Source organism: Acinetobacter lwoffii, from assembly GCF_052078135.1.
Lineage (GTDB): Bacteria > Pseudomonadota > Gammaproteobacteria > Pseudomonadales > Moraxellaceae > Acinetobacter > Acinetobacter lwoffii_Z.
In genome coordinates, this window is record NZ_JBQGUZ010000006.1 from 1 (window position 1) to 25,189 (window position 25,189).

Sequence of the window (25,189 nt, forward strand, 5' to 3'; positions counted from 1 at the left end):
TTTCCGAGCGATTGCAACCCGATTTGATAAGCTTGCACGAAATTACCAGTCTATGATTTACATTGCTTGCATATTTATTTGGTGTAAAGCCAAATGAGGACACGCCCTAGTGCGCTGAATGAATTATTGGCCTAAATCTGTTCAGCAAAATAGCGCTAAATCTTATATGCTAGGCGCCAAATTTGAGGATTATGTGATGGCGTTAAAAGCGACGATTTATAAGGTTGATTTGAATATTGCGGACATGGATACGCATCGTTATGCAGACTATCAGCTGACGATGGCGCTGCATCCTTCAGAAACCATTGAACGCTTGATGGTGCGTATTTTGGCCTATGCACGCTATGCCGATGAAGCGCTGGAATTTACCAAGGATCTTTTTGAAACCGATGAACCGGCACTCTGGGAAAAAGATCTGACCGGTCAACTGGTCAAATGGATTGAAGTCGGTAGCCCGGATGAAGATAAAGTCAAAAAGGCCAGTGCGCGTTGCAAGCAGGTCGCAGTTGTCACCTATGGTTCTGCGGTGGATGAATGGTATAAGCGCAGCAGCAAATTAAAAATCTTAAAAAATGTGGAAGTGTGGAAGTTATCTACCGCAACCACCGACGCATTGCCACAGTTATGCGATCGCACCATGCAGTTACAGCTCAATGTGATGGATGGTGAATGGACCTTGATTGGCGATCAGGGCCAGGTGCTGGTGGAGTGGGAACAGTTACAATAAGGCCAAATAAGGATGCAAGTCTGGACTTGTATCCTGTAGCTCAAATTGCGTATATCTGAGGAATAAGAATACGCAGGGTTGCACCATGTACCATGAACTTTATGATTTACTGCTAGCTGTCGCGATTGGCGCAATTATTGGTGCAGAGCGTGAGTATCACAGTAAATCTGCTGGATTGCGTACCATGATTATGGTCAGTCTGAGTTCCTGTTTATTTACCATTATCTCCCTGAAAATAGGCGTGGCCAATCCTGACCGGCTGGCCGCCAATGTCTTGACTGGGCTGGGTTTTCTGGGCGCTGGTGTTATCCTGAAAGATGATAACCGTATTTCTGGAATTACCACCGCAACCACGATCTGGATGACAGCCGCACTCGGCATGGCGGTCGGTGCAGGCTATGAACTCTTAAGTATTTGGGCTACTTTTATTGTCATGGCGGTGCTGGTTTTATTGATGTATGTCCAGCGCGGTATCGAATCTCTGAATCAGGAACGCAGCTATGAAATCGTCTGCCCATTCGATCAGAATGATTCCGATCACTACGAAATGTTATTTAAACGTTATGAGTTAAAAGTGGTGCATTCCTCACAAAAAAAAATTGATCAACAGATTGTCGGACGCTGGATTCTGATGGGATCGGCCAAGAATCATCAAGAATTAACCCAGTATTTACTCAATGATAAGAATATTCAGGAACTCAGCTTTTAACCCATCAATGTCCCAAGCTTAAAAAAACAGAGCAATCCAGTTTATACTGAGCTTTGAATTTTATGCTCCTCTCAGGTAAATAACCATGATCAACGAACTTGAAATTATTGATTTAAAAGTAGGCGAAGGTAAAGAAGCGGTAAAAGGTGCCTTAATTACCACGCACTATACCGGCTGGCTGGAAGATGGAACCAAGTTTGATTCTTCTATTGACCGTGGTAATTATTTTGAAACTGTCATTGGTACCGGTCGTGTGATCAAAGGTTGGGATCAGGGTATTCTAGGAATGAAAATTGGCGGTAAGCGTAAACTGATGGTGCCTGCACATTTGGCCTATGGCGAACGCAAAATGGGTAAAGTCATTCCGGCCAATTCCAACCTGATTTTTGAAATTGAATTGTTTGACGTAAAAACACGTGATTAAAATGATTTAACTGGCTGAATATAAAATATACTTTTTATTCAAAAATGTATGATGGTTCTGGTACAGTCGCTTCAAAATAGACTGTGCCGGAGACGCTACAAAAAACATCTAAAAAGATTTGAAATCAAAAATATTCCTTGTAGATTATAAGAATAATAAAGAATTATTTTGAGATATAACGTATTTGCATAACTTGATAAGGAATGTCTGTTTTTTCGTATTTGTCTGTGTCTTGAGCTGGATGACTTGCATCGTAAGTTCAGCAATCGCTCAGGATGAACTCCCTTCGCCGTCATTTCAGCAGCAATCTCACGACCATATTACTGAAGTTTATTTTACCGAACATAGTACGAGTCCTTTGCAGGGAAAATGGCTGTTTTATCCGAGTCAGTTTATTGTTCAGCCCAGCCCCGTACTCCAGTCAAAAACAGTTGAATTGCCAGCCTCTTTTAAAACTCTAGCGGGTTCAAACTCTGGCTATGGTACCTTTATTGGCTATTTTAAAATTCCGAAAGAATTTCTCGGGCGACGCATCGCAATTCGGATTCCGACCCAATACGGCGCCTATCGGGTATATGTCAACGGACAGTTTATTGTCCGGCTCGGGGAAATCAGTACTACACCTGAAAAACAGGTGACTGAAAAAGCACCGCGTATTGGCTATTTTGTTCCAGATACTGAATATATTACCTTAAGCATTCAGGCCTCAAATTATACCCACTTGCATGGCGGTCTCGAGCGACCGATGCAGATTGGCGTTGCAGGTACCATCAATCGCCAATTCCAGCAGCTCATGATGAGTATTGCCATGGTGTGCGGCGCGGTACTTGGGGTGGGGGTGTTTACCATTCTATTTTCGGTATTCAGGGGATCACGAGAACGTAACAGTAAAAGTATCTTTGTTTTTGGCTGGTTTATTGTCTTTTTAGCCCTGCATAACCTGTTTTCTGCACCTTATGCCTATTCGGTATTTACCAATATCAACTGGCTGTGGGGAACCCGCTTAGAGTATCTGTTTACTTTTATTGCTGCCTTCTTTTTTCTCAGCTATATGCATCTGTTTAACCGGCGCTATCTAAATCCGGTGATTTATTATATCGCAGTGGCCTTACTGGTCTTTAACATTACTTTCACCCTATTTTCACCTCCTGAGATATTTGAACGTCTGGCCCTATTTAGTGCGATTTTTGCCTTGGTCATCATCGGTAATTTTATTTACGGCTTTTATCAGACCTTACGTTATAAAGAGCATTATTCGCGTTTAAATCTGATTGCGATTATTTTCCTTTGTGTCACCTTTTTGAATGATTATCTGTTGCTGATCAATGTAATTAAAACCACGCATCTGTTCTTTATCTCAACCAGTATCTATGCCTTACTAATTATGTTTCAGCAGTCCAGACATTATGCACATCAAACTTATGAGACTGAACAGCTAAACCTGAACCTGATCGCGCTCAATAATTCGCTTGATCAAAAAGTCAAAGAACGCACTCAGCAGCTGCGTGAAGTGAATGCCAAACTGGAACAGCAGATGAATATTGATGCATTGACCGGGGCTTTTAACCGGCGTGCCTTAAATCATGAAATCCAGCAGCAGTTTTTACAAACCCAACAACAGCCGCAACATACCTTGATTTTTGCCATGCTCGATGTCGATTTTTTTAAAAACTATAATGACTACTATGGTCACTTAAAAGGCGATGAAATCCTGAAAAATCTGGTCAGGATTATTCAAGCTGCTTTGCCACCATCTGGCTATCTGGCACGTTATGGTGGTGAAGAGTTTGCGATTCTGCTCACTGGAATGCCGGTGCAAACTGCCCTGAAAAATCTGGAAAATGTGTTAAACCAGATTCGGGAACAGCGTATGCAACATCTGAATCGGCCAGATGCAAAAGATTATGTTACGGTTAGTATGGGCGCGGCTTGGGTTGAACAAAACCATGGCTATGCAGATATTCATGAATTGATGAAAGCGGCAGATGTGCAGCTCTACGCCGCTAAACAGGCAGGACGTGATCAGTTAAAAATTGAAAAAGAGGTCGATTAAAAAACATATTTATACAGATAGCGCGATTCATCTTCTGACTCGGCAGAATGTGGATGAAAGCCGCAGTGCTGATAATAACTTAAGGCAGTTTGGGTAGATTGTATTTCAATCTGATGAATTTTTTTCTTTAATAAAGCGTGATGCATTTGATGAAATAACTCGGTGCCAAACCCCAGCCTTTGGCAGTGTTGGGCCACATAATGCATCCGGATTTCTCCAGCATCACTGACCAATAAGAACCCGACGACCTTGTCATATATGAGATAAACCCAGCAATCGTTATACAGCATATCGACAATCAGGCTGGCATGATCAAACTTTTCTAGCCAGGTTTGAATTTTGCTTTCTTCACGCTGATGATCCAGTACACAGGACTGAATGCTGTCATGAATGACCTGAATAATTTGAGGTATATCTTCGACCCTCCCTTCACGAATCATAATATTATTCATTTTCTCGAACATTTATAGGGAAGGTTTATTTGATAAAAAAGAAGAGGGTAAAAAACAGAACAATATTGTAGTTTTTTGAGAATATTTTCCGTGATTTATCCATGTGAAGATCTGTTCTGTTGCTGATTTGTCCTGTTTGTTTATCTCAAGTTCTTGAATCTCATTAGGGAGTTAAAAATAAAAAATCAAAGTAAATCAATTTTTAAATAAATCGAAGTTCGAATCTAGGCACAAATGAGCAAGCAGAGAAGATAAATAGTAAAAATAAGCCTCAAGTTTGCACTGTATAAAAAATAGACGTATGCTGGGTCAAAAGGGACTATTCAAATGAATCTTGATCCTATAACCATAAAAATAAAATTAGTCACATGAGATCATCCACCATGCTGAAATTACTGCTCCTGTTATGTGTTTTATTCATGTTGAATGCTGCCTGGATCGTCGGCAGAAAGATCTATAAAGCTCAGCGCCATCTGGCGCGTCAGCGTCCAGAAAAACCGGCACAGATTTCCAGCATGACAGAGCAAGAGGTCATCGAGCAAGAGCAGAAAGTACATCTGGTGGATGCTTATGAACTGGAATTGTTTGACGATGTGGCACAGCTATTCTTTCAACGGCAGGTGCATATTGAGAGTCGGGCACAGGCCGAACAGTTACAGCAAGAACTATTACAAAAAATGCCGATGCACAGTGGTACCCAGATTCGTCAGATGGATTTAGGCGAATGGTCTATTTTCTGGAATTTTTATGATCAGTCACTGGAATATTATGTCGGTCGCTATGGCGTATTCTATGCACATGTCGACCGTTTTGGAGAAGAGCACCGGCATGAAATTCACAGGGAACTTTTGCATTCTGACTGTGCTTAGAACACCACTTTCAGTCATTCTGTACGATTGAAGATCTCAGACTACGTACTTAAGCCATTGCAATTCAGAAAAGATATCTCATGCCTTAGCTCAGATTTTTTCTGCCGCTTGGCGGAAATAGCCCATATAATTTATCTCCTTTAAGCCATAATCTTGTGCTAGAAAAACCTCAAAACTCGAGAGTCGTATCCTTGAAATAGTCATTTAAAATGTACGAAGTCTGGCGAGCAATGATCCGGACTAAAAAGGCAGAAATACTATGATCATTGATTTTCATCAAGCACAATTACAGAAGTTTATTGCACTGGCGATGAAGATCGAAGCTGAGCCTGAACTGTATTTGCAGTTTGATTCTGTGTCTGATTTTTATAAGGCTGACTGGCTGCAGGCTTTCCCAGCTAGAACTGAATACTATGTTTCCGGTCTAGATGATGGTGCCGATGAGTTTCATGCCGTGATTTATTATGGCGAAGCGCAGCTACAGATCAGCTGTGGACAGGCACAGCTTTCAGTAAAACTATGTTGCAAACATTGACCGGGCTGCCGGAATTTCCCGATAAAAGAATAATGACATCCGCTATAAAGTTGATATAAATTGCAGAGTCATCTCTGTATCTGATTTTTATTCGCATCAGCCGAGAGTGGCATAGGCGAATATCGTAATAAAAATAAGGAAAAAATAGCATGGCACATCAGTTCACCGTGAAAGCAATTATCAATGGCGTGTCTATTGATGAATTTAAGCGTTTGGCCAATGATATTCGTTTGCATGAGGCAGTTTGCCATCGAATTCCTGCGCAAAACTTGGAAATCCTTGTTTCGGAAAAGCAGGGGCATATGTATACCCTGAAACGCGCTTATAATCTGGATGTTAATATTCCGGATATCGCAAAAAAATTACTCAAAGATGCCTTCCGTTTGCAGCGTACCGATGTCAGCGATCTGAATGAAATGACTTCGACGGTACAACTCGGTGCGAACTTGCCGATCGAAGCCATCTGTCAGCGTGCAGTTACCGGAGATCAAGACCAGATCCAGTTCCAGTTAAACTGGACAGTCAAAGTCAAAGTGCCTTTACTAGGTGGCATGCTAGAAAAGCATGCTGAAGGTGAGATTCGTAAATTTAGTGAAATTGAACTCAGCATTGTCGAAGATGAATTGCGTAAAGGTCTCACCGCTTGAAGCAATCAAAAAGTGTGATTGACCTAATTTAAAAGCTGGTCATGTATACACCTAGGTGGTGGTAGTCATTTGGGCGGTAGATCGCCATTTTCAGGGTGACTGCCACTATCCAAAAAACTTTTTTAAGTGCTGATAAAGTTTGCCGTCACATTAATACTGATGGCCAGAATGGTGGTATTGAATCCGTAAGCCAAAAGCAAATGTAAGGTATTTAGAACCCGCATAGATTGGCAAGTAATGGATACATCTGCAGTTTGCGCAGAAGTCCCGATGATATAACTAAAATATAGAAAGTCCGGATAAGTCGGTCTTGCGGTATTGGGGAAATCCAGTCCACCGTGTTGCTGTTTGTCGAGTGCCAGATAAAAGTCATGTGCATAATGAATTGCAAAAATCGTATGCATCAAGAACCAGGCTGAAATAATGGTCAGAACTGACAAGATTAAATGACCGGTTCGGATGGTGGTATCTTTGGGTAAGTGATTAATTTCAATAATAATCGCGATAAAACACATGATCAGGGTGATGATCACCAGAAACAGAATGATCCATTTACTGGCATCCTGTTGCATGGCGCGTTGCAGAATATGAGCATGATCAATACGCCAGAGTTTTTTTATGGTCAATAATAAATAAGCGTAAATTGCGATATTCCAGCTGATCAAGAGGCAGCTTGACCAACTCAAAGGAGTGACTGTCTGTAAAACCAGATAAAATCCAATGATGGCTGGGAAAATAATAAAGAAATACAGACGGGATTGAAGTGCCATTTTTATAGATTGAAGAAGCTGCATCATGCCATTTATATTTATTTTGCTGACTTCTCAAGATCCTAGCACAGAACCGTTTGCAATAAAGAAGATTGCAACGGCCTGAGTTATTTCCTCTACGACATTTCATCCTAAAGGTGTCGAACTGATTCGAGTTGAGTCATTTGACTGCGCGGATCGCGTAGCAGGCGTGATTATCTCAATAGATTTTTTCTGAACTGATGTTTAAACGGATTGAGCGGGTTGTTGGATTGCAGTGCCATAAGCAAAGACTTCCACCATGCCACCTTGCATACCGAGTTCAGTCGTGCTGAGCCGAATGCCCATAATCTGAGTCGCACCAATTTTTTCGGCTTCGAGTTTTAAACGTACAATCGCTTCACGTCTTGCACGTTCTACTACACTTTCATAGCTGGTCAGACGACCACCAAGTATATTCTGCACATTTGCAATCGCATATTTAAAATAATCATGGGAAATGACCACATTGCTGCTGATCATCTGTCCGGAATATTCAGACACAGCGAAGCGGCTATTGTTCACCCGGATATATGCCAGACGTTGTTCCTGTTCATCCAGATAACGAAAATGTTTACCTTCGTTATAACGTCCAAAACCGAAACCGACACAAAACAGAATGGCAAAAATGATGATCTGGAGAATTAAACCATCCATGCTTTAATCTGCCTGCGGAAAAGGGTCGGGCAATTTCGGCATGATCGGATCAACGACTACGGCTGTCCCATAAACAAAGAGTTCAGAAGCACCTTGGGCGATATTAGAGGTCGAGAAACGAATGCCGACAATCGCATTGGCACCCCTACTACGGGCTTTTTCAATCATGCGGTTCATGGCTTCCTGTCGTGATTCTTCCAGCAGTTCGGTATAGGCGGTAAGCTCACCACCGACAATATTTTTCAGGCCGGCCAGCAAGTCACGTCCGACATGTTTGCTGCGTACGGTACTGCCATACACCACATCAATTTGCTGGCGAATGGTATGTCCCGGTACAGATTCCAGATTGCTAAGTAACATGTGCATGTTTTCTAAATAAATCGCTGGTCTATGACAATAGGAAAACTGCCTTGAAAATGCAATAAAAAAAGCCCACCGAAGTGAGCTTTTCCTGATCTGTCTGGAATTTATTGCGCTGGCTGTTCTGCCGCACGACGCTGTTCAGACACAGACGGGGTATTCGGCAGGGTATCCGTCGTGTTGACTTTCAAGCCGCCCCCCAGGGTTTTGTAGACTTCAACCTGATTGTTCAGATTAGCCTGTTCAAGCAATAACAAACCTTGTTCTGCTGCATAAGACGCACGCTGTGCATCCAGTACAGTCAGATAGCTGTCAATTCCGGCGCGGAAACGTGCCTGCGACAAGCGATAGGTGGTGTTGGTTGCTTCGACCAGACGGCGCTGAGCTGCCAGACGATCACCAATATTCTGACGTACTGCCAAGGCATCATTCACTTCACGGAAAGCAGTCTGAATCGACTTTTCGTAATCTGACAAGGCAATTTGCTGATCGGTTTCAGAAATACGGATATTGGCCTGACGGGTACCCCAATCAAAAATTGGAATATCCAGACTCGGACCAAATGACCAGGCAAAACTACCTGATTTAAACAGGTCGCCTAAATCAGTAGAGGCATAACCTGCTGAACCGGTCAAACTAATTGTCGGGAACAGACGTGCACGTGCTGCCGCAATATTGGCACCTGCCGCAGACAGGCGGTATTCTGCTGCACGAACATCTGGACGGTTGATCAATAGATCACTTGGCAAGCCTGAACCCAATGCAGTATTTGAAGTGATGCGGGACACGCGTTGTGCTGGTAATAAATTCGCAGGCACTTGCTGACCGACCAGCAGGTTTAACAGGTTTTGTGCCTGTGCCACCTGGGTGCGGTAATTCGCAACATCATTACGTGCTGTTTCAACCGAGATTTGTGCCTGACGCACTGGAAGCTCACTATCAATCCCGACATCAAAACGTTTCTTGTTCAGATTGAAAGATTCAAGCTGGGCTTTCAGCGTTTGTTCAGCCAAAGCCAGATTGGCATTGGCAAACGAGTAGCTGAGCCAAGCCTGAGATACCTGACCAATCAAGGCAATTTGCGTCGCATCTCGAGCACTTTGGGTCGCCAGGAAACTATCTAGCGCATTGTCACGCAAGCTGCGGACACGTCCCCAGAAATCCAGTTCATACGCAGTTACACCCAGTCCAACATTATAAGTCGTCACTGCACCACGATTCTGGGAATTCATGGTGTCCTGGCGCAATACGCTACCACTGGCACCAATCGTCGGTAACTGGTTGTTTTCAGTAATCTGATACTGTTGCTGAGCTCGTTGAATATTGAGGGCAGCAATACGCAAATCACGGTTATTGTTTAATGCCAGATCCAGCACCTGTAACAGGCGCTGATCGGCAAAAAAGTTTTTATAACCTTGTTCTGCTACAGAAGTACCAGACGCATTGGTATAGCTGCTCGGGATATCTGCCTGCGCAACCGGCTCTGGACTGCGCATACTTTGACAGGCTGTCAAAGCAAGCGCAAGGGCAGATACCGCAATGCTACGACCTGTAATAGACCATACATTTTGCATTACGACTTATACTCCTGATTTTGTTGTTTTGGTTTGTATTTAAAGACACTTCGAATCCACACGTAGAATACCGGGATAAAGAAGATACCTAACAGGGTCGAGCTGATCACGCCGCCGAGTACACCATAACCGACTGAGTGCTGGCTACCTGCACCCGCACCTGAAGCCAGAGCAAGAGGTAATACACCAAAACCAAAGGCCAATGTGGTCATGATAATTGGACGTAAACGCATTTTTGCCGCATGCAAGGTCGCTTCAAATAACTCTTCACCTTGTTCCTGCAATTCTTTCGCAAACTCGACAATCAAGATCGCATTTTTCGCAGAAAGACCAATCACGGCAATAATCGCCACCTGGAAGTAAATGTTATTCGACAGGTTCGGATTTTGCAGTAATACCATTCCACCAAAGGTGAGTAATAATGCACCGACAATACCCAATGGGACCACCAGTAGAACCGAGAATGGAATCGACCAGCTTTCATACAGGGCTGCCAGACACAGGAAGACTATCAGCAGTGACAAGGCGTACAGGAACGGCGCTTGTGCACCAGATTCACGCTCTTCCAAAGACAGACCTGTCCATTCGAAGTCGAAACCTTGCAAGCCCATTTCTGGTAACTTCGCTACAATTTCTTCCATGGCCACCATCGCATCGCCCGAGCTGATACCCGGAGCAGGTGTACCCTGAATGTTCATGGACGATACGCCGTTATAACGCTCAAGACGTGGAGAACCGTAAGTCCATTCGCCTGTGGCAAATGCCGAGAATGGCACCATTTCACCGCGATTATTACGCACATACCATTGATCAAGATCTTCCGGCATCATCCGCGAGCCAGCTTCACCCTGAACATAGACTTTCTTGACACGACCGCGATCAATGAAGTCATTGATATACGAACCGCCCCAAGCTATACCCATGGTACTGTTAATTTCAGCAACACTCACGCCCAATGCTCCGGCTTGTGCATGATCGACAATGACACGGTACTGTGGAGTATCTTCCTGACCATTCGGACGTACACCAGCCAGACGCGAGTCTTGTGCTGCTAGACCGAGAATCGTATTACGTGCTGCCAGGAGCTGATCATGACTTTGACCACTTGCAGCTTTGAGCTGTAAGTTAAAGCCAGCCGACACACCCAGTTCAGGCATTGCAGGTAATTGCAGTGGCATGATGTAAGACGCATCTTTGACAATCATGTTCAGCGCCATACCACGTTGAATAATGGCACCGATTTGAGATTCCGGACTGTGACGCTCTGACCAGTCTTTCAGTTTAATAAATGCCAGACCTGCGTTTTGTCCCACACCCGTGAAGGAGAAACCTGCCACACTAAAGACGGATTCGACATGCTCTTTCTCGTTTTCCAAGAAATAGTTGGTCATGGTGCTGACCACTTTGTCGGTACGTTCCAAGGTAGCATTTGGCGGTAACTGAACCAGCGTCATGACCACGCCCTGGTCTTCATCCGGTAGGAACGAAGAAGGCAGTTTCTGGAACAACAGCACAATAATACCCAGTACCACGGCATACACCACGCCTGAGAAAATCTTGCTGTGAGTCATACGGTTGACGCCGCCCTGATATTTCACAGAGACCTTATCAAAACTGCTATTAAACCAGCGGAAGAAACGCGCAAAAATACCATTACTTTCCGGCTTGTTCGGATCGTGCTGTTTCAGCAGGGTCGCACACAGGGCAGGAGTAAAGGTTAAGGCAACCACCAGTGACAAGACCATCGCTGTGACCAGCGTAATCGAGAACTGGCGATAAATGACCCCGGTGGTTCCACCGAAGAAAGCCATTGGAACGAATACTGCCGACAGCACCGAGGTAATACCAATCAATGCGCCAGAAATCTGTTTCATCGATTTTTCAGTTGCAGCAACCGGATCGAGATGTTCTTCCACCATGACCCGTTCGACGTTCTCGACCACAACAATCGCGTCATCGACCAGAAGACCAATCGCCAATACCATGGCAAACATGGTCAGGGTATTAATCGAGAAGCCAAAGATGTTAATGACGGCAAAAGTACCCAATACGACGACTGGAACCGCCATGGTTGGAATGATGGTGGCACGCCAGTTCTGCAGGAACAGGAACATCACCAGGAACACCAGAATAATCGCTTCGATCAGGGTTTTAACTACACTCTTAATCGACAGTTCAATAAATGGTGTGGTGTCAAACGCCAGTTGGTCGACCATGCCTTGCGGATAGTTCGGACGTAACTGTTTTAAACGCTCTTCAACTGCTTGTGCGGTATCCAGGGCATTGGCGCCAGTCGCGAGCTTAATAGCTACACCACCAGCCGGTTTGCCATTAAATTTAGAATCGAACTGATAGTTATCTGCACCAAGTTCAACTCGTGCAACATCACCTAAGCGAACCTGTGCACCAGAAGTGGCATTTTTCAGGAAGATATTGCTGAACTGTTCCGGCGTTTGTAACAGACTTTGAGCCGTTACCGTCGCATTTAATACTTGTCCTTGTACTGCAGGCGCACCACCCAACTGACCTACGGCAACCTGGGCGTTTTGGGTACGGATTGCAGTGGCAATATCACTTGGCGTTACTTGCAGGCTGGCCATCTTGGCTGGATCCAGCCAGATGCGCATCGCATAAGAACCACCAAAGACCTGAACTTCACCGACCCCGGCCACACGGCTTAAAGGTTCAGAAATATTCGAGTTAACATAGTCTTTGATGTCATCTGCAGTCAGGCTGCTATCAGGTGAATAGAATGCCAAAACTTGCAGGAAGCTTGCACCCGATTTGGTCACTCGCACACCCTGACGTTGTACATCTTCAGGCAACAGGGCAGTCGCAGACTGTAATTTGTTTTGAACCTGAACCTGTGCGATATCAGGATCGACACCCTGGTCAAAGTTTAAGGAAATAGACGAAGAACCATTACCCGCACTGTTAGACGAGATATAGCGCAAGCCATCCATACCGTTCATTTGCTGCTCGATGATCTGGGTCACTGTATTTTCAACAGTTTCAGCAGATGCACCCGGATAAGTCGCAGAAATAGTCACGGTCGGTGGCGCGATGGTTGGATATTGTGCAATCGGCATTTTGCTGATGGTTAAAATACCCGCCAGCATAATCACCAATGCAATCACCCATGCAAAAATAGGGCGATGAATAAAGAATTGAGCCATGAACCATTACTCCTTATGCATTTGCAGCAGGTTTTTGTTCAGGTTTCTCTTTAGCATCATCTGCCTTTTTCTCGCTCGCTGCAGGCTGTTGCGGTGCAGCACCTTGTGGCGCAGCAGCTTGAGGTTGATAAGGTTTTGGTACAACTTGCTGTTCAGGTTTTACTTTCGCAATACCATCTACAATCACTTTATCGCCTGGATTCAGACCTTCGGTCACAATCCAGTTGCTGCCTTGAGAACCAACGGTGGTCACTGGACGTGGCGTTACTTTATTGTCAGCACCGACCAGCATCGCCATCGCCTGACCTGTTGGAGTACGGGTCAAAGCTGCTTGCGGAATCAGGAAAGCATTCGGTACTTCACCCTGTACGATTTGTGCAGTGGCAAACATACCTGGTAGAAGCAGGTGATTTTTGTTCGGGAATACTGCACGTAAAGTCACAGTACCTGTTTCAGGGTTCACGCTGGCATCAGAGAATGCAAGACGGCCTTCAACCGGGTAGATACTGCCATCTTCAAGCTTTAACTTGACTTTGGTGTTGTTCGAGCTGTTCAAGCTGCCTTGATTAAGCTGTTGACGTAAACGTAAAAGCTCGGCACTTGACTGGTTGATATCTACATAGATGGGATCTAGACGCTGAATCGTTACCAATGGCTCTGGCTGATTCGCTGTTACCAAAGCACCCGCCGTCACAGACGAACGGTTGGTCTGGCCTGAAATCGGCGCGCGTACAGTCGAATAGCCCAAGTTGATTTCTGCATTACGCAAAGTTGCGCGATTGGCATTCAAATCAGCTTCAGCCAGTTTGACCTGTGCCGCGATGTCATCATATTCCTGTTTGGAAATGGCATTGGTACCGACCAGTTGACGGTAACGGCCTTCCTTCACACGCAATACGCCCAGATTGGCTTCAGCACGGGCAATCGCTGCACGGGCATTGTCTACTGTAGTGCGGTTGGTGCTTGAATCGATTTCATATAAGGCCTGACCTTCACGCACATAGCTGCCTTCCGTGAACAAGCGTTTAAGCACCACGCCACTGGCTTGTGGACGTACGTCTGAAATTTCAAATGCTGTTGTACGACCTGAGAGCTCTACAGACTGCTCTACACTTTGCGGTTGTGCAACAAGAACACCGACTTCAGTCGGTGGCATTTGTTGTTGAGCACCAGCTTGCTGGCCCTCTTTAGGATCTTTGCTACAACCAACAAGTGCAAGACTTGTTGCCAATGCGCAAGCAGTCAGGGCAGGTGCCCAAAGCTTTGCAGACATCATTATTCCACCTCTAATTAGATTTATATCTAAATTTTCTTATTTGTGAGCCGCGCAATATCTGATCCAGACCATATACCACAACGAAATCCAAATAAAACTGATACTCCAGCCGGATATGACATCTGAAGGAAAATGTACGCCCAGATAAACTCTTGAGATCCCCATCATCAGCATCCATACCACTGCACCGATCACGATGAGGGTATAACGGGAATGTTGCCGATGGATGTAAATTGCCAAACAAGCCAGACAGGCCGCATATAGACTATGGGCACTTGGAAAGGAACTTCCAAAGCTTTCAACCAGATGCAAGGATTCTGGTGGTCGGGGTCGGGCAATTGCAAATTTCAACAGCCAAGCTAGGAGAATTCCTCCGATAATTCCGATACATATAAAAATTGCGTTTGTATACTTTTTATACCACAGCAATGCAATACACCATAGTGTGGATAAAAATAATACAAATGGCATGCCACCTATTAGGGATAAGGACTGAGTAATTTGATTCCAAAACTCGGTGCGATACAGCCTCATCCATTCCACAGCCTGCAAGTCGAGCTTGCTTAAAGCGGGAATATTCAGGATGAACACACTGAAAATTAAAAATAAAATACCGACAAAAAGTAACAAGTAATGCATGCCAAAAATCCTTGTTCTTTTAACCGTTCGCAGATCGGCCAATTGTCTGAAGCAAAGTGTACTTGTCAGTACACTTTTTTTCAAGTGTGCGTATTTTATGCGAATTCCATTTTTTTCGTAAGGAATTTGTTGCTAAATATAGTGTAATTATCTCAGTTTTGAGTTTTTGTCGATGTATGATTTTCGTCAATTTCAATGCTTTGCTTGGGTGGCCAGAAGAAATCACTAGGTCGGGTCAGGAAGTGCGTCATGACCAGTTTTGCCAAAGGTTTCCACTGTTCAAAACGCACCCGGCGTGCGCGTAAGGCTACAATAATCGTCAGAGTGAAACTGACAAACAAGTTGGTCAGGCCAATGAGTAACACACCCAGAAAAGACACTACGATCAAGCCGATATCGGGACCATTGATCGTAATTAGACCCTGAATAAAGTTGGCAGAGGCAAAGGCGATATGGCGAATATCCAGTGGCAGACCGAGAATAAAACCAATGGTGCCCATACTGCCGAGCATGATCCCGAAAATAAAATTACCCGCCAGTGCACCCAGATTACGTTCGATATAGTCAGCAAAACGGTAAAGACGCTCTTGCCCCATCAGCTGCGATAAACGCACATGGGCTTTCAGTCGCGGGCCGACTTTGCGATAAACGGCCATATTGTCAAAATAACCGGCCAATAATCCGGACAGGAATAAACATACTCCGGCAATCGCTGCATGTGGAATCGCCAATGAAGTAAACGGATTCAGGTCATGCAGGGTTTTGGCAGCCTTGGCATGATTCATTAAAGGTTCATGCAGCGCAAAATCCCACAGCAGGGTAATCAATGCTGCTACGGGAATTGCAATAGAAATATTGCCCAAAATGGCGACAAACTGGGTGCGGATGATATTTACAATCAGCGCAGCCAGCTCGGCAATTTGAGCCATTTTCGAGCCTTTACGCTGCTGTACGGTAGCAGCCAGTGCAGCGGCAGTCATCGCCGGTTGTTTGGTTGCCACGGTAAAATGCAGCACATGAATCAGCATAAAACCTAGTGAATAGTTCATGCTATAGCTAAAGGCCTGCATCAAAGGGGCCATGGTGAGGCGTGTCATCAGAACTTTTAAGGTGGCCATCGTTGCGATGATGGCACCAGCCCCTGCAGCCGATTTATACATGGCCAGAAAGCCTTGCTTGTCGGTACTCACATAATGTTCACCAGTCTTGCTGGCATTTTCAGTGACCTGTAAAGCCAAAAGTTCACTATTGGTAGCCAGCAGGGCCCGCACACTGCGTTCACTATAAATTGCTTCAGTAATGTCCGCCATAAACAGGCCAATGGATTGATAACGCAGATCATCGTCATCCATAACCATATTCAGCAGAATCTCAACCCGTTCCAGACACTGTTCTAGCAGTGCCAGCATATAGGTCAGGCTGACACTGACGCCAGTCCGCTTGGTAGAACGGCGAATCTTGGCCACGACATCATGACATTGTTCCAGCATCACCAGCGCTTGTGAGGCATCCGGTGGGGTAATCGAATCGACCAGGGTGACTGTGTTATAACGTTTTTTATATTCCTGAATAAACTCGTTAATCTCACGATTCTGCACCAGAAAAGGAGATTCGTATTCCATCAGTTCAGGCTGGGCATTAATGAATTCAGGGTGCAGACCAATACCACTGATCCGGTACGACAAAATGGTCAGTGCCTTAATTAGCTGGTCTTTAATCCGGGTTTTTTCAGGTTGATTGGAATGTCCCTGATTCAGGACTGCAAATAAACGTTGCCAGTCATCTTCATCAAAATAATCCAGCCAGTATTTATCAGTACGTTGATAAAAAACCTTGCGAAATAATTCCTGAAGTTGTTGATGGTCAGGAATCAGCGGCAAGACATGTGCACCAAGGCGCTGGTTTAGCTGGTTCCAGAATCCATCTAGAGACAAAATGCCGGTATCGGAAAACAGACCGGTCTGTTTATAGCGGTTAATGATCCGCAGGGTAAAGGTTTGAAGCGTGGCAACCGCATTCGGGGTGAGTAATAAAGCCCGGATAAATGCATTGAATTTCGCTTCGATCTCTTCGGTATTTCTGCTGTCTTCAGGTCTGATTCTTTCAACCAGTTCAATCAGAAGATTTTCATCCAGCACCGCCCGAGGTTGTTCAAGCTGGTGTTGCATGTTTTGAAAAAGATCTAGAAAATTAATATGCATAGGCGAGTTTAAAAGTTACTGAATTCGGTGTAGGGCCAGTTTGGCCAGATTAATCAGGGCCTGACGATATTCGGAGTCAGGTAATGCCTGTAAGGCATCAATTGCAATTTCAGTTTCTTCTGTAGCACGTTGACGGCAATAATCCAGCGCACCAGATTCATTGACAATTTGAATGACCTGTTCCAGATGTTCCGTACCGCCAGTCGCAATACTGCGACGGATGATTTCATGTTGCTCACCGGTGGTGTTTTTCAGTGCCGCAATCAATGGCAGGGTCGGTTTACCTTCCATGAGATCATCACCAATATTTTTGCCGAGCGTGTCCGCATCGGAGGTGTAATCTAAAATGTCATCAATAATCTGGAAAGCATTGCCGAAATGTCCGGCAAAGGTTTTTAAAGGCTGACGGAATTCATCTTTATCCGACAAAATGGCAGCACCTTCGGTGGCCAGTTCAAACAGGCGCGAAGTTTTGCCATGAATAATATTCAAATAAGTCGCTTCAGTGGTTTCCGGTTGATGCTGGGATTGTAGTTGCAGCACTTCACCTTCAGCAATTTCACAGGTACCGGTCGAAAAATCTTTGAGCAACACCATGTTGTTCAGATCGACCAGCAAATCAAAAGCACGTGAAATCAGAAAGTCACCGACTAAAACCGCAGTCTGGTTATTCCAGGTGGCATTGGCCGTCGGGCGGCCACGGCGCAGGCCAGACTCATCCACCACATCATCATGCACCAGTGTTGCGGTATGCAGCATCTCAATGATTGCAGCCAGTTTGCGGTGCGGTTCTAAATTTTCAGCACCACACGCCTTGGCGGCCAAAAGGCACATAATCGGGCGCATACGTTTGCCACCCGCTTCTACCACATGTTTGCTGACAGCCATCACTAATGCAACTTTTGAGGTAATTCCTTCATTAATGAATGTGTCCATCGCAGCAAAGTCGTTAGCAACAGGCGCGAGAATGTCTTGCTTAAAGTCGATGGTCATGTGAAAGAAAACCTCTAGTCTGGTAAATCGCTGGGCGTAGTTTAACAATTTATAACATGAGTGAAACCTAAGAAATGCATAAACTCCACTAAAAATCAGCTTTTTATAGATCTTATGTAGATTCGATCCATATTTCGAGCCATAAAAAATCAGGAAAGGTCAGGGCATCGCCCTATTCGTCAGGCTGAGTATATTAATCAAACTGGCCGGATTTCTGCTGTATTATTTTGTTGCTGAATATATCTTGAGTATTTGATTTGATAGAAATTATTTAATAGTTAAATAATTAGCGCATCCTGCTCATTATTATTTCAGTAAAATGGCTTGTTGTTTTTTTGAATATCCCTTAAAATCCTCGCCCTTAGATATCCCCCCAGTGGCGTACGTCTTAAGTTCGATATATTCCTTTATCGGCACGACGACACGGGCTTGTTTGGAGTACATTATGTACGCAGTAATCCAAAGCGGTGGTAAACAGCACCGTGTAGTTGAGGGTGAAACCCTTAAAGTAGAATTATTGAAAGCTGAAACTGGCGCGACTATTACGTTTGATGACGTATTGATGCTTGTTAACGGTGAAAGCATTCAAATCGGTGCTCCAGTTGTTGCTGGTGCTACTGTAACTGCTGAAGTAGTTAGCCATGGTCGTCACGACAAAATCCGCATCATCAAAATGCGTCGTCGTAAACACTACCGTAAACAACAAGGTCACCGTCAATGGTTCACTGAGTTGAAAATTACAGCTATTTCAGGCTAATTACGAGGAGTAAATAGACATGGCAACTAAAAAAGCCGGTGGTTCGACTAAGAACGGTCGTGATTCGAATCCTAAGATGTTAGGTGTTAAAGTTTACGGTGGTCAAACTGTAACTGCAGGTAACATCATCGTTCGTCAACGTGGTACTGAATTCCACGCTGGTCAAAACGTTGGTATGGGTCGTGACCATACATTATTTGCTACTGCTGATGGCGTAGTAAAATTCGAAGTGAAAGGTCAATTCGGCCGTCGCTACGTATCTGTTGACGCGTAATTCGCTGAGATAGAAAAAAGCCCACAGTTATTGTGGGTTTTTTTATGCCTGAAAATTAATAGGCAGATTAAGCGACATTCCATAATGTAAAAATTGTCCTGAAATCTTCATAATGATGAACAAAAAAACCAGTTTCGAATTAATAACAATACAAAAGTTCTTATTTTCTATCATTTTAGCTTTTAATTTTCGTTTAAGATGAGCTATCAAATAAATTGCGATCAAGCAAAATATAAGGGTGAAATTATGAATATGCTTCGTAAAACCGTCTGTGCTATGGCTCTGGGTGCAGTGACTTTAGCACCGGTGATGAGTACAACCGTGTTTGCTGCACCTGTGGCAGCTTCGGAGCAACAGGCAACAGCCAGTCTGGTCAAACAGCTCAATCATGTGCGTAGCATGACGGCAAATTTCGAACAAAGTACCAAGGTAACCAATCCAAGAGCGACCCAGAAAAAAGGTTTGACCGCACAACATATGAATCAAACCTTTAAAGGGGTGATGAAAGTTGAGCGTCCGGGTAAATTCTATTGGGAAACGACCGCACCGTCGAAGCAAGTCATTGCAACCACGGGTAAAACCGTATGGATTTATGATCCTGACTTGCAACAAGTCGTTCGTCAAAGCTTAGATGAGCAGGTTGCTAATACACCGGCGTTATTGCTGTCAGGAAACACCAGCCAGATTATGCAGTCTTACCGGGTGACTCAGCCAAATAAAGGCAAAACCTATTACACGCTGTATCCTAAAAATACCGATGGTGTGTTTGAAAGCCTGACCATTAGCTTTGGCGCAAACAAAGCACCAAGCTTGATGATCTTGCAGGATTCATTGGGACAAACCACCAATATCAAATTTAGCAATGTAAAAGTAAATAGCAGTATTCCAGCCTCTACCTTTAACTTTACTCCACCAAAAGGTACGGACATCATTGATCAATAAGCATCAATATGAACCAGATAAAAAAAGCAACCTTTCGAGGTTGCTTTTTTATTGCCGATCATCAGGATTGTTTTGGACAGACTACAAGGTTCAGCTATATCTAAACACGAGAGCATCTTAGAATAAATAAAAGTCGAGTCAATGAAATTGCAAAATTTTTGGAGCTCAGGATGAAGATTAATCTATTTAAAACTACTGAAATTTACGCTGTTTTATTACTCACTGTAAGTATGTTGGGTTGTCAGCCTCAATCCAGTTCAGTGGCAAAGCTTGCGCAAACAGATCGGGTTGTGCAAATTGAAGCCAAAACCGTTCCAATTAAAGGGGCAGCCAAAGTGGTGTGTGAAATAGAGGGTTGTGTACGCTTTGATCTACAGACGGTGGACAGCAATATTGACTGGATTAATCAATATTTTATTGAGCGTATTCAGCATACTGAACCTGTTGCATTCACCAAAGTCACCCAGAAAAATCCTAAAAAAGCCGATGAGCCGCATTATCTGGATCAGCGCTTTATCAAGGTGGAATTTGTTGGTCAGCACGCTCATCTGGCGACCTTTGCCTTAAAAAGTTCCAATCTGGCGAGGAACAAAAATGCTTCTCTGAAACATGTGGAATATATCAATTTTGATCTAAAACAGAAAAAACGTTTGGCCTTGTCTCAACTGTTATTAAATGGCGGTGAGCAGAAATTGCTGAATGCAATGTATCAGGCTAATACTCAATGGCTGAATACGCAAGGGATTCAACAACAGCAGTTAAAATTGAGTGATAACTATTATTTTGATACAACAGGTCTGGTGATGGTGTATCCGGCAGGCGAACTAGCTCCCGCAGCAACAGGAATGCCTGAATTAAAAGTGTCCTATGCGGATTTAAATGAAGTGATTCAGCCTGAATATTTAGCCATTTTGCAGTAAGAAGCTTCCTAAATATTGTGCTAATAGGACGCAGCCAGGGTCATGGTCACTGTATTTTTTGACGTTAAGAGCTTACACTATAGCCAGTTTTTTTTCTTCTGCAAAGATTGATTATGATCGACCTGAAATTACTCAGAAATAATATTGAGGCTGTAAATGTAGCCTTGGCAAAACGTGGTGTTCAACTCAATGTTGAAGAGTGGGCATCCCTAGAAGCACGCCGTAAAGAGATTCAGTCCAAGACAGAAACCCTGCAAGCTGAACGTAATGCCGGTGCCAAACAAGTCGGTCAAATTAAAAAAGCAGGTGGTGACGCATCTGAAATCATGACACGCATGTCTACGATTGGTGATGAAATCAAAGCGGCTGAAGCAGCACTGGCTGAACTGCAAACTGAGCTTGAAGAAAAATTACTGTCTATTCCAAACTTGCCCGATGAAGCTGTGCCTGAAGGTAAAGACGAAAGTGATAACGTGGAAATCCTGAAATGGGGTACACCGCGTGAATTTGATTTCGAAATCAAAGACCATACGGATCTGGGCGAAATGATGGGCGGTCTGGAATTTGAAACCGCGACCAAATTAACCGGTTCACGTTTTAGCGTACTAAAAGGTCCATTAGCACGTTTACAACGTGCCATTACCCAGTTCATGCTGAATACGCACACAGACCAAAATGGTTATACTGAAGCCTATGTGCCTTATCTGGTCAATGCAGACTCATTGCGCGGTACAGGTCAGCTGCCTAAATTTGAAGAAGATCTGTTTAAGCTGCAGGGTGAAAAAGAGTTTTATCTGATTCCAACTGCTGAAGTGCCAGTGACGAATTTCGTACGTGATGAAATTATTGATGCAGACCGTCTGCCACTGAAATATGCAGCGCACACGCCATGTTTCCGTAGCGAAGCAGGTTCTTATGGTCGTGATACCCGCGGTTTGATCCGTCAGCACCAATTCGACAAAGTCGAAATGGTTCAAATTGTGAAGCCTGAAACTTCGATGCAAGTGCTTGAAGAATTGACTGGCCATGCTGAAGGCATCTTGCAGGCACTTGGACTTCCATATCGTAAAATTTTACTTTGTGGTGGTGACATGGGCTTTGGTGCGACCAAGACTTATGACTTGGAAGTTTGGGTACCAAGCCAAAATACTTACCGTGAAATTTCATCTTGTTCAAACATGGGTGATTTCCAGGCGCGTCGTATGAAAGCGCGTTACCGTGCTGATCAGAAGAAAACTGAATTTGTGCATACCTTGAATGGTTCAGGTCTGGCCGTGGGTCGTACTTTACTTGCAGTGATGGAAAACTATCAACGTGCCGATGGCTCCATTGAGATTCCTGAAGTATTACGTCCATATATGGGTGGTGCGACTTATATCGACTAATTGTCGATCTCAGCATTCCTAAATGTGCATGAAAATTGCATAGACAGTCAGATTTAAAATTTTGAGGTAGTTCGTGGATATTTTTCCAATCTCGTTAAAGTTGCAACAGCAACCTTGTCTGATTGTCGGTGGTGGACATATTGCATACCGTAAAGCACTTTTACTTCAAAAAGCAGGTGCGATTATTCATGTCATTGCGCCTGAAATTGAAGAGAGTCTGCTGCGAATTGTGCAAAATAGCCAAGGACAATATGTGCAGGCAGCTTTTCATCCTGAAGTTGCATTACGTCCATATCGACTAGTGATTGCGGCGACTGATGATGCCGAGACCAATCGTCAGGTCTTTGAACTGTGTGAAGCGGAAAATGTCTTGGTCAATAGCGTTGATGATCCACCGCATTGCCGCTTTATGGTTCCTGCTATTATTGACCGTTCGCCTTTGGTGATTTCGGTGGCATCGAATGGCACGTCGCCGGTATTATCGCGTCAGATCCGTACCCAACTGGAAACGACTATTCCGCATGGAATGGGCAAGCTGGCTGAATTTTCAGGAAAATGGCGCAGTGCGGTTAAGGCTAAAATAGTCAATCCGGATGAACGCCGTATTTTCTGGGAAGATTTATATGCCAGTTCGCTAAAAGAACAGGTGTTCAACGACAATATCGCGGAAGCAGATCGCCTGATTGAGCAGGCCTTACAGGAATGGCAACAGCCGAAAGGTGAAGTCTACTTGGTTGGTGCGGGTCCGGGTGATCCAGAATTGTTGACCTTAAAAGCCTTGCGTTTAATGCAGCAAGCCGACGTGGTCATTTACGACCGACTGGTTTCAGCGCCAATTATGGAGCTGTGCCGCCGCGATGCGGAAAAGATCTATGTCGGTAAGGCACGTTCCAATCATGCGGTTCCGCAAGATGGGATTAATGCTCTATTGGTCAAATATGCCAGTGAAGGAAAGCGGGTTTGTCGTCTGAAAGGCGGTGATCCATTTATCTTCGGGCGTGGCGGTGAAGAGATTGAAGAACTTTTTGCGGCAGGTATCACTTTTCAAGTGGTTCCAGGGATTACCGCAGCTTCAGGCTGTTCAGCCTATGCCGGTATTCCATTAACCCATCGTGATTATGCGCAAAGTGTGCGTTTTCTGACAGGTCACTTAAAAGAAGGCTCACCCGAATTGCCTTGGAGTGAGTTGGTCTATGAAAACCAGACCTTGGTGCTTTATATGGGGTTGGTGGGACTGGAGAAAATCTGTGCAGAATTAATCGCTCATGGTCAGCGAGCCGACATGCCAGTGGCCTTGGTTTCTAAAGGTACGACGCCTGAACAGAAAGTTGTAGTAGGAACGCTTGCTGATATTGCATCCAAAGTGTCCGAACATCAGATTCAAGCCCCGACTTTGACCATTATTGGTGAAGTTGTACGCTTACGTGAACAATTGCAATGGCATGAGCGAGGATAAGCAAAGCACTGCTTTGTCCGAGCGCAAGACGAAGGCTGTGCCTGAAGTAAGAGGATAAGCAAAGCACTGCTTTGTCCGAGCGCAAGACGAAGGCTGTGCCTGAAGTAAGAGGATAAGCAAAGCGCTGCTTTGCCCCGAGCGCAAGACGAAGGCTAGGCCTGAAGTAAGAGGATAAGCAAAGCACTGCTTTGCCCGAGCGCAAGGCGAAGGCTAGGCCTGAAGTAAGAGGATAAGCAAAGCACTGCTTTGCCCGAGCGCAAGGCGAATGTTGTGTCTGAATTAAATATATTGAGTGAGTAAGCTGTGATCCACGTTGTTTTATATGAGCCTGAAATTCCTGCAAATACAGGCAATATTATTCGTCTGTGTGCCAATACAGGAGCACAGTTACATCTGGTCAAGCCGCTGGGTTTTGAGTTGGATGACAAAAAGCTGAAACGTGCCGGTCTGGATTATCACGAATATGCCAATATGCAGATTTGGGAAAACATCGAAGACTGTCTGGCCGATTTGGCAAGCAAAGGCATTGGGCTGGATGCAATCTATCCATTGACCACCAAAGGTTCTGAAACACCGCATACTTCGGATTTAAACCGTCCTGTGGCCTTGTTAATGGGTCCGGAAACTCGTGGTCTGCCTGAACATGTTCGTATGATGTTTCCGCAAAAGCACTGGATTCGTTTACCGATGGCAGAGAACTCGCGAAGTCTGAACCTGTCAAATGCCACTGCAGTAATTGTCTACGAAGCTTGGCGTCAGCAGGGTTTTAAAACGCTTTAAGCGGAAATTTGTGATGATTCTAAAAGCTGCCTTTGGGTGGCTTTTTTATTTTGTGTAACAAATAGATAAACTGCTTTTCACTTCGTTGTATGCTTGAATTTATAACTTTATCAAATATAACAAAAGGTGCAGCTTTGAAGCCTCTAGTAAAACTTGTCATCGCATGTTGTCTTGGAACTGTTGCGGCTTCCGTGAATGCGGAAGAGGGCAGTGCTGCCACATCGGCAACAAAGGAAGTTCAACCCATTACTCAAGCGGAAATACAGCAGGGCTTGCTCAACATGCAAAAACGCTTAGATACGCGTATCGAAAAATGGGGGCAGAGCCTGAATTCAGATGATTTTCAATGGACCTGGCGGGGGCGTAAATTAAAGCCCGCCAAGCGTGAAGAAGTCTGTGATATTTTTCAGGATGTTGTGGATGAAATGTATCAACTGGCTATCAAAAATAGAGCCCGTTTAGGTCCGGAAGAGCAAAAGTTATTGTCTAATCGCAGTCTGTTTATTGAAAAACTAGGTTATGAAAATAATCGGGTCAATACCCAGATGGGTTTTGATTGCTATCTGCATTAGTAAAATCAAAACATGACAGACAT

Annotated in this window: 25 protein-coding genes; 15 read left to right on the plus strand and 10 right to left on the minus strand. The window is 44.4% G+C overall.

The window, feature by feature from the left end:
* Nucleotides 1-196: 196 nt before the first annotated feature.
* The 4 genes from ACTL4S_RS05430 to ACTL4S_RS05445 all read left to right on the plus strand — a co-directional run bounded on the left by ACTL4S_RS05430 (nucleotide 197) and on the right by ACTL4S_RS05445 (nucleotide 3,913).
* Nucleotides 197-727 carry a YaeQ family protein gene (locus tag ACTL4S_RS05430; RefSeq protein WP_441298954.1) on the plus strand — a complete coding sequence of 177 codons (531 nt, stop codon included), beginning with the start codon at nucleotides 197-199 and terminating at the stop codon, nucleotides 725-727.
* Between the two features lie 85 nt (nucleotides 728-812).
* Nucleotides 813-1,436, plus strand: a complete 624-nt coding sequence (locus ACTL4S_RS05435) for an MgtC/SapB family protein (RefSeq protein WP_004731934.1) — start codon at nucleotides 813-815, stop codon at nucleotides 1,434-1,436.
* Nucleotides 1,437-1,521: 85 nt separating this feature from the next.
* Entirely contained in the window at nucleotides 1,522-1,860 is a 339-nt protein-coding gene (locus ACTL4S_RS05440; RefSeq protein ID WP_004731933.1) for an FKBP-type peptidyl-prolyl cis-trans isomerase, read from the plus strand.
* A gap of 241 nt (nucleotides 1,861-2,101) precedes the next feature.
* The gene (locus tag ACTL4S_RS05445; RefSeq protein ID WP_441298911.1) at nucleotides 2,102-3,913 is read left to right on the plus strand and encodes a sensor domain-containing diguanylate cyclase; all 1,812 of its coding nucleotides are present in this window, start codon (nucleotides 2,102-2,104) and stop codon (nucleotides 3,911-3,913) included.
* On the opposite strand, the gene ACTL4S_RS05450 is transcribed toward ACTL4S_RS05445, so the two are convergent.
* Complete coding sequence (locus ACTL4S_RS05450) at nucleotides 3,910-4,377, minus strand: GNAT family N-acetyltransferase (protein WP_005263560.1); 468 nt, start codon at nucleotides 4,375-4,377, stop codon at nucleotides 3,910-3,912. The genes ACTL4S_RS05445 and ACTL4S_RS05450 overlap by 4 nt on opposite strands.
* Before the next feature lie 371 nt (nucleotides 4,378-4,748).
* Between ACTL4S_RS05450 and ACTL4S_RS05455 the strand changes: the two genes are divergently transcribed.
* The 3 genes from ACTL4S_RS05455 (at nucleotide 4,749) to ACTL4S_RS05465 (ending at nucleotide 6,416) form a co-directional block, all read left to right on the plus strand.
* Complete coding sequence (locus ACTL4S_RS05455) at nucleotides 4,749-5,234, plus strand: hypothetical protein (RefSeq protein WP_441298912.1); 486 nt, start codon at nucleotides 4,749-4,751, stop codon at nucleotides 5,232-5,234.
* 259 nt (nucleotides 5,235-5,493) lie between these two features.
* Complete coding sequence (locus ACTL4S_RS05460; protein ID WP_180086338.1) at nucleotides 5,494-5,769, plus strand: hypothetical protein; 276 nt, start codon at nucleotides 5,494-5,496, stop codon at nucleotides 5,767-5,769.
* Nucleotides 5,770-5,918: 149 nt separating this feature from the next.
* Nucleotides 5,919-6,416 (plus strand): DUF2505 family protein, encoded by a 498-nt coding sequence (locus ACTL4S_RS05465; RefSeq protein WP_180086336.1) that lies wholly within the window; start codon nucleotides 5,919-5,921, stop codon nucleotides 6,414-6,416.
* Nucleotides 6,417-6,538: 122 nt separating this feature from the next.
* On the opposite strand, the gene ACTL4S_RS05470 is transcribed toward ACTL4S_RS05465, so the two are convergent.
* From ACTL4S_RS05470 to sdsA, 9 genes are all read right to left on the minus strand, one after another.
* A complete protein-coding gene (locus tag ACTL4S_RS05470; RefSeq protein ID WP_180086334.1) occupies nucleotides 6,539-7,213 on the minus strand; it encodes a DUF1345 domain-containing protein in 675 nt (224 codons plus the stop codon).
* A gap of 198 nt (nucleotides 7,214-7,411) precedes the next feature.
* Entirely contained in the window at nucleotides 7,412-7,861 is a 450-nt protein-coding gene (locus tag ACTL4S_RS05475) for a YbjQ family protein (RefSeq protein ID WP_180086332.1), read from the minus strand.
* 3 nt (nucleotides 7,862-7,864) lie between these two features.
* Nucleotides 7,865-8,221 carry a YbjQ family protein gene (locus tag ACTL4S_RS05480; protein WP_004280648.1) on the minus strand — a complete coding sequence of 119 codons (357 nt, stop codon included), beginning with the start codon at nucleotides 8,219-8,221 and terminating at the stop codon, nucleotides 7,865-7,867.
* Nucleotides 8,222-8,328: 107 nt separating this feature from the next.
* On the minus strand, nucleotides 8,329-9,795 hold the full coding sequence (adeK, locus tag ACTL4S_RS05485; protein WP_441298913.1) for a multidrug efflux RND transporter AdeIJK outer membrane channel subunit AdeK: 1,467 nt from the start codon (nucleotides 9,793-9,795) through the stop codon (nucleotides 8,329-8,331).
* On the minus strand, nucleotides 9,795-12,971 hold the full coding sequence (locus ACTL4S_RS05490; protein ID WP_005265905.1) for an efflux RND transporter permease subunit: 3,177 nt from the start codon (nucleotides 12,969-12,971) through the stop codon (nucleotides 9,795-9,797). The genes adeK and ACTL4S_RS05490 overlap by 1 nt, the downstream gene beginning before the upstream one ends.
* Before the next feature lie 13 nt (nucleotides 12,972-12,984).
* Nucleotides 12,985-14,247 carry an efflux RND transporter periplasmic adaptor subunit gene (locus tag ACTL4S_RS05495; protein WP_004731916.1) on the minus strand — a complete coding sequence of 421 codons (1,263 nt, stop codon included), beginning with the start codon at nucleotides 14,245-14,247 and terminating at the stop codon, nucleotides 12,985-12,987.
* A 36-nt stretch (nucleotides 14,248-14,283) separates the two neighbouring features.
* Nucleotides 14,284-14,886 (minus strand): phosphatase PAP2 family protein, encoded by a 603-nt coding sequence (locus ACTL4S_RS05500; protein ID WP_005247784.1) that lies wholly within the window; start codon nucleotides 14,884-14,886, stop codon nucleotides 14,284-14,286.
* Nucleotides 14,887-15,038: 152 nt separating this feature from the next.
* Nucleotides 15,039-17,087: a site-specific recombinase gene (locus ACTL4S_RS05505; RefSeq protein WP_005106296.1), complete on the minus strand. Its 2,049-nt coding sequence runs from the start codon at nucleotides 17,085-17,087 to the stop codon at nucleotides 15,039-15,041.
* 15 nt (nucleotides 17,088-17,102) lie between these two features.
* Complete coding sequence (sdsA, locus tag ACTL4S_RS05510) at nucleotides 17,103-18,080, minus strand: All-trans-nonaprenyl-diphosphate synthase (RefSeq protein ID WP_004280641.1); 978 nt, start codon at nucleotides 18,078-18,080, stop codon at nucleotides 17,103-17,105.
* A gap of 445 nt (nucleotides 18,081-18,525) precedes the next feature.
* Between sdsA and rplU the strand changes: the two genes are divergently transcribed.
* From rplU to ACTL4S_RS05550, 8 genes are all read left to right on the plus strand, one after another.
* On the plus strand, nucleotides 18,526-18,837 hold the full coding sequence (rplU, locus tag ACTL4S_RS05515; RefSeq protein ID WP_004280640.1) for a 50S ribosomal protein L21: 312 nt from the start codon (nucleotides 18,526-18,528) through the stop codon (nucleotides 18,835-18,837).
* 19 nt (nucleotides 18,838-18,856) lie between these two features.
* Complete coding sequence (gene rpmA / locus ACTL4S_RS05520; protein WP_004280639.1) at nucleotides 18,857-19,111, plus strand: 50S ribosomal protein L27; 255 nt, start codon at nucleotides 18,857-18,859, stop codon at nucleotides 19,109-19,111.
* A 246-nt stretch (nucleotides 19,112-19,357) separates the two neighbouring features.
* Complete coding sequence (gene lolA, locus ACTL4S_RS05525; RefSeq protein WP_441298914.1) at nucleotides 19,358-20,053, plus strand: outer membrane lipoprotein periplasmic chaperone LolA; 696 nt, start codon at nucleotides 19,358-19,360, stop codon at nucleotides 20,051-20,053.
* Between the two features lie 170 nt (nucleotides 20,054-20,223).
* On the plus strand, nucleotides 20,224-20,973 hold the full coding sequence (locus ACTL4S_RS05530) for an RsiV family protein (protein WP_441298915.1): 750 nt from the start codon (nucleotides 20,224-20,226) through the stop codon (nucleotides 20,971-20,973).
* A 113-nt stretch (nucleotides 20,974-21,086) separates the two neighbouring features.
* A complete protein-coding gene (gene serS / locus ACTL4S_RS05535; RefSeq protein WP_441298916.1) occupies nucleotides 21,087-22,358 on the plus strand; it encodes a serine--tRNA ligase in 1,272 nt (423 codons plus the stop codon).
* 73 nt (nucleotides 22,359-22,431) lie between these two features.
* Nucleotides 22,432-23,814: a siroheme synthase CysG gene (cysG, locus tag ACTL4S_RS05540; RefSeq protein ID WP_441298917.1), complete on the plus strand. Its 1,383-nt coding sequence runs from the start codon at nucleotides 22,432-22,434 to the stop codon at nucleotides 23,812-23,814.
* A gap of 303 nt (nucleotides 23,815-24,117) precedes the next feature.
* On the plus strand, nucleotides 24,118-24,594 hold the full coding sequence (locus ACTL4S_RS05545; RefSeq protein WP_005106302.1) for a tRNA (cytidine(34)-2'-O)-methyltransferase: 477 nt from the start codon (nucleotides 24,118-24,120) through the stop codon (nucleotides 24,592-24,594).
* Nucleotides 24,595-24,683: 89 nt separating this feature from the next.
* Nucleotides 24,684-25,166, plus strand: coding sequence for a hypothetical protein (locus ACTL4S_RS05550; RefSeq protein WP_129716272.1), 483 nt, complete (start codon nucleotides 24,684-24,686; stop codon nucleotides 25,164-25,166).
* The last annotated feature ends 23 nt before the right edge of the window (nucleotides 25,167-25,189 follow it).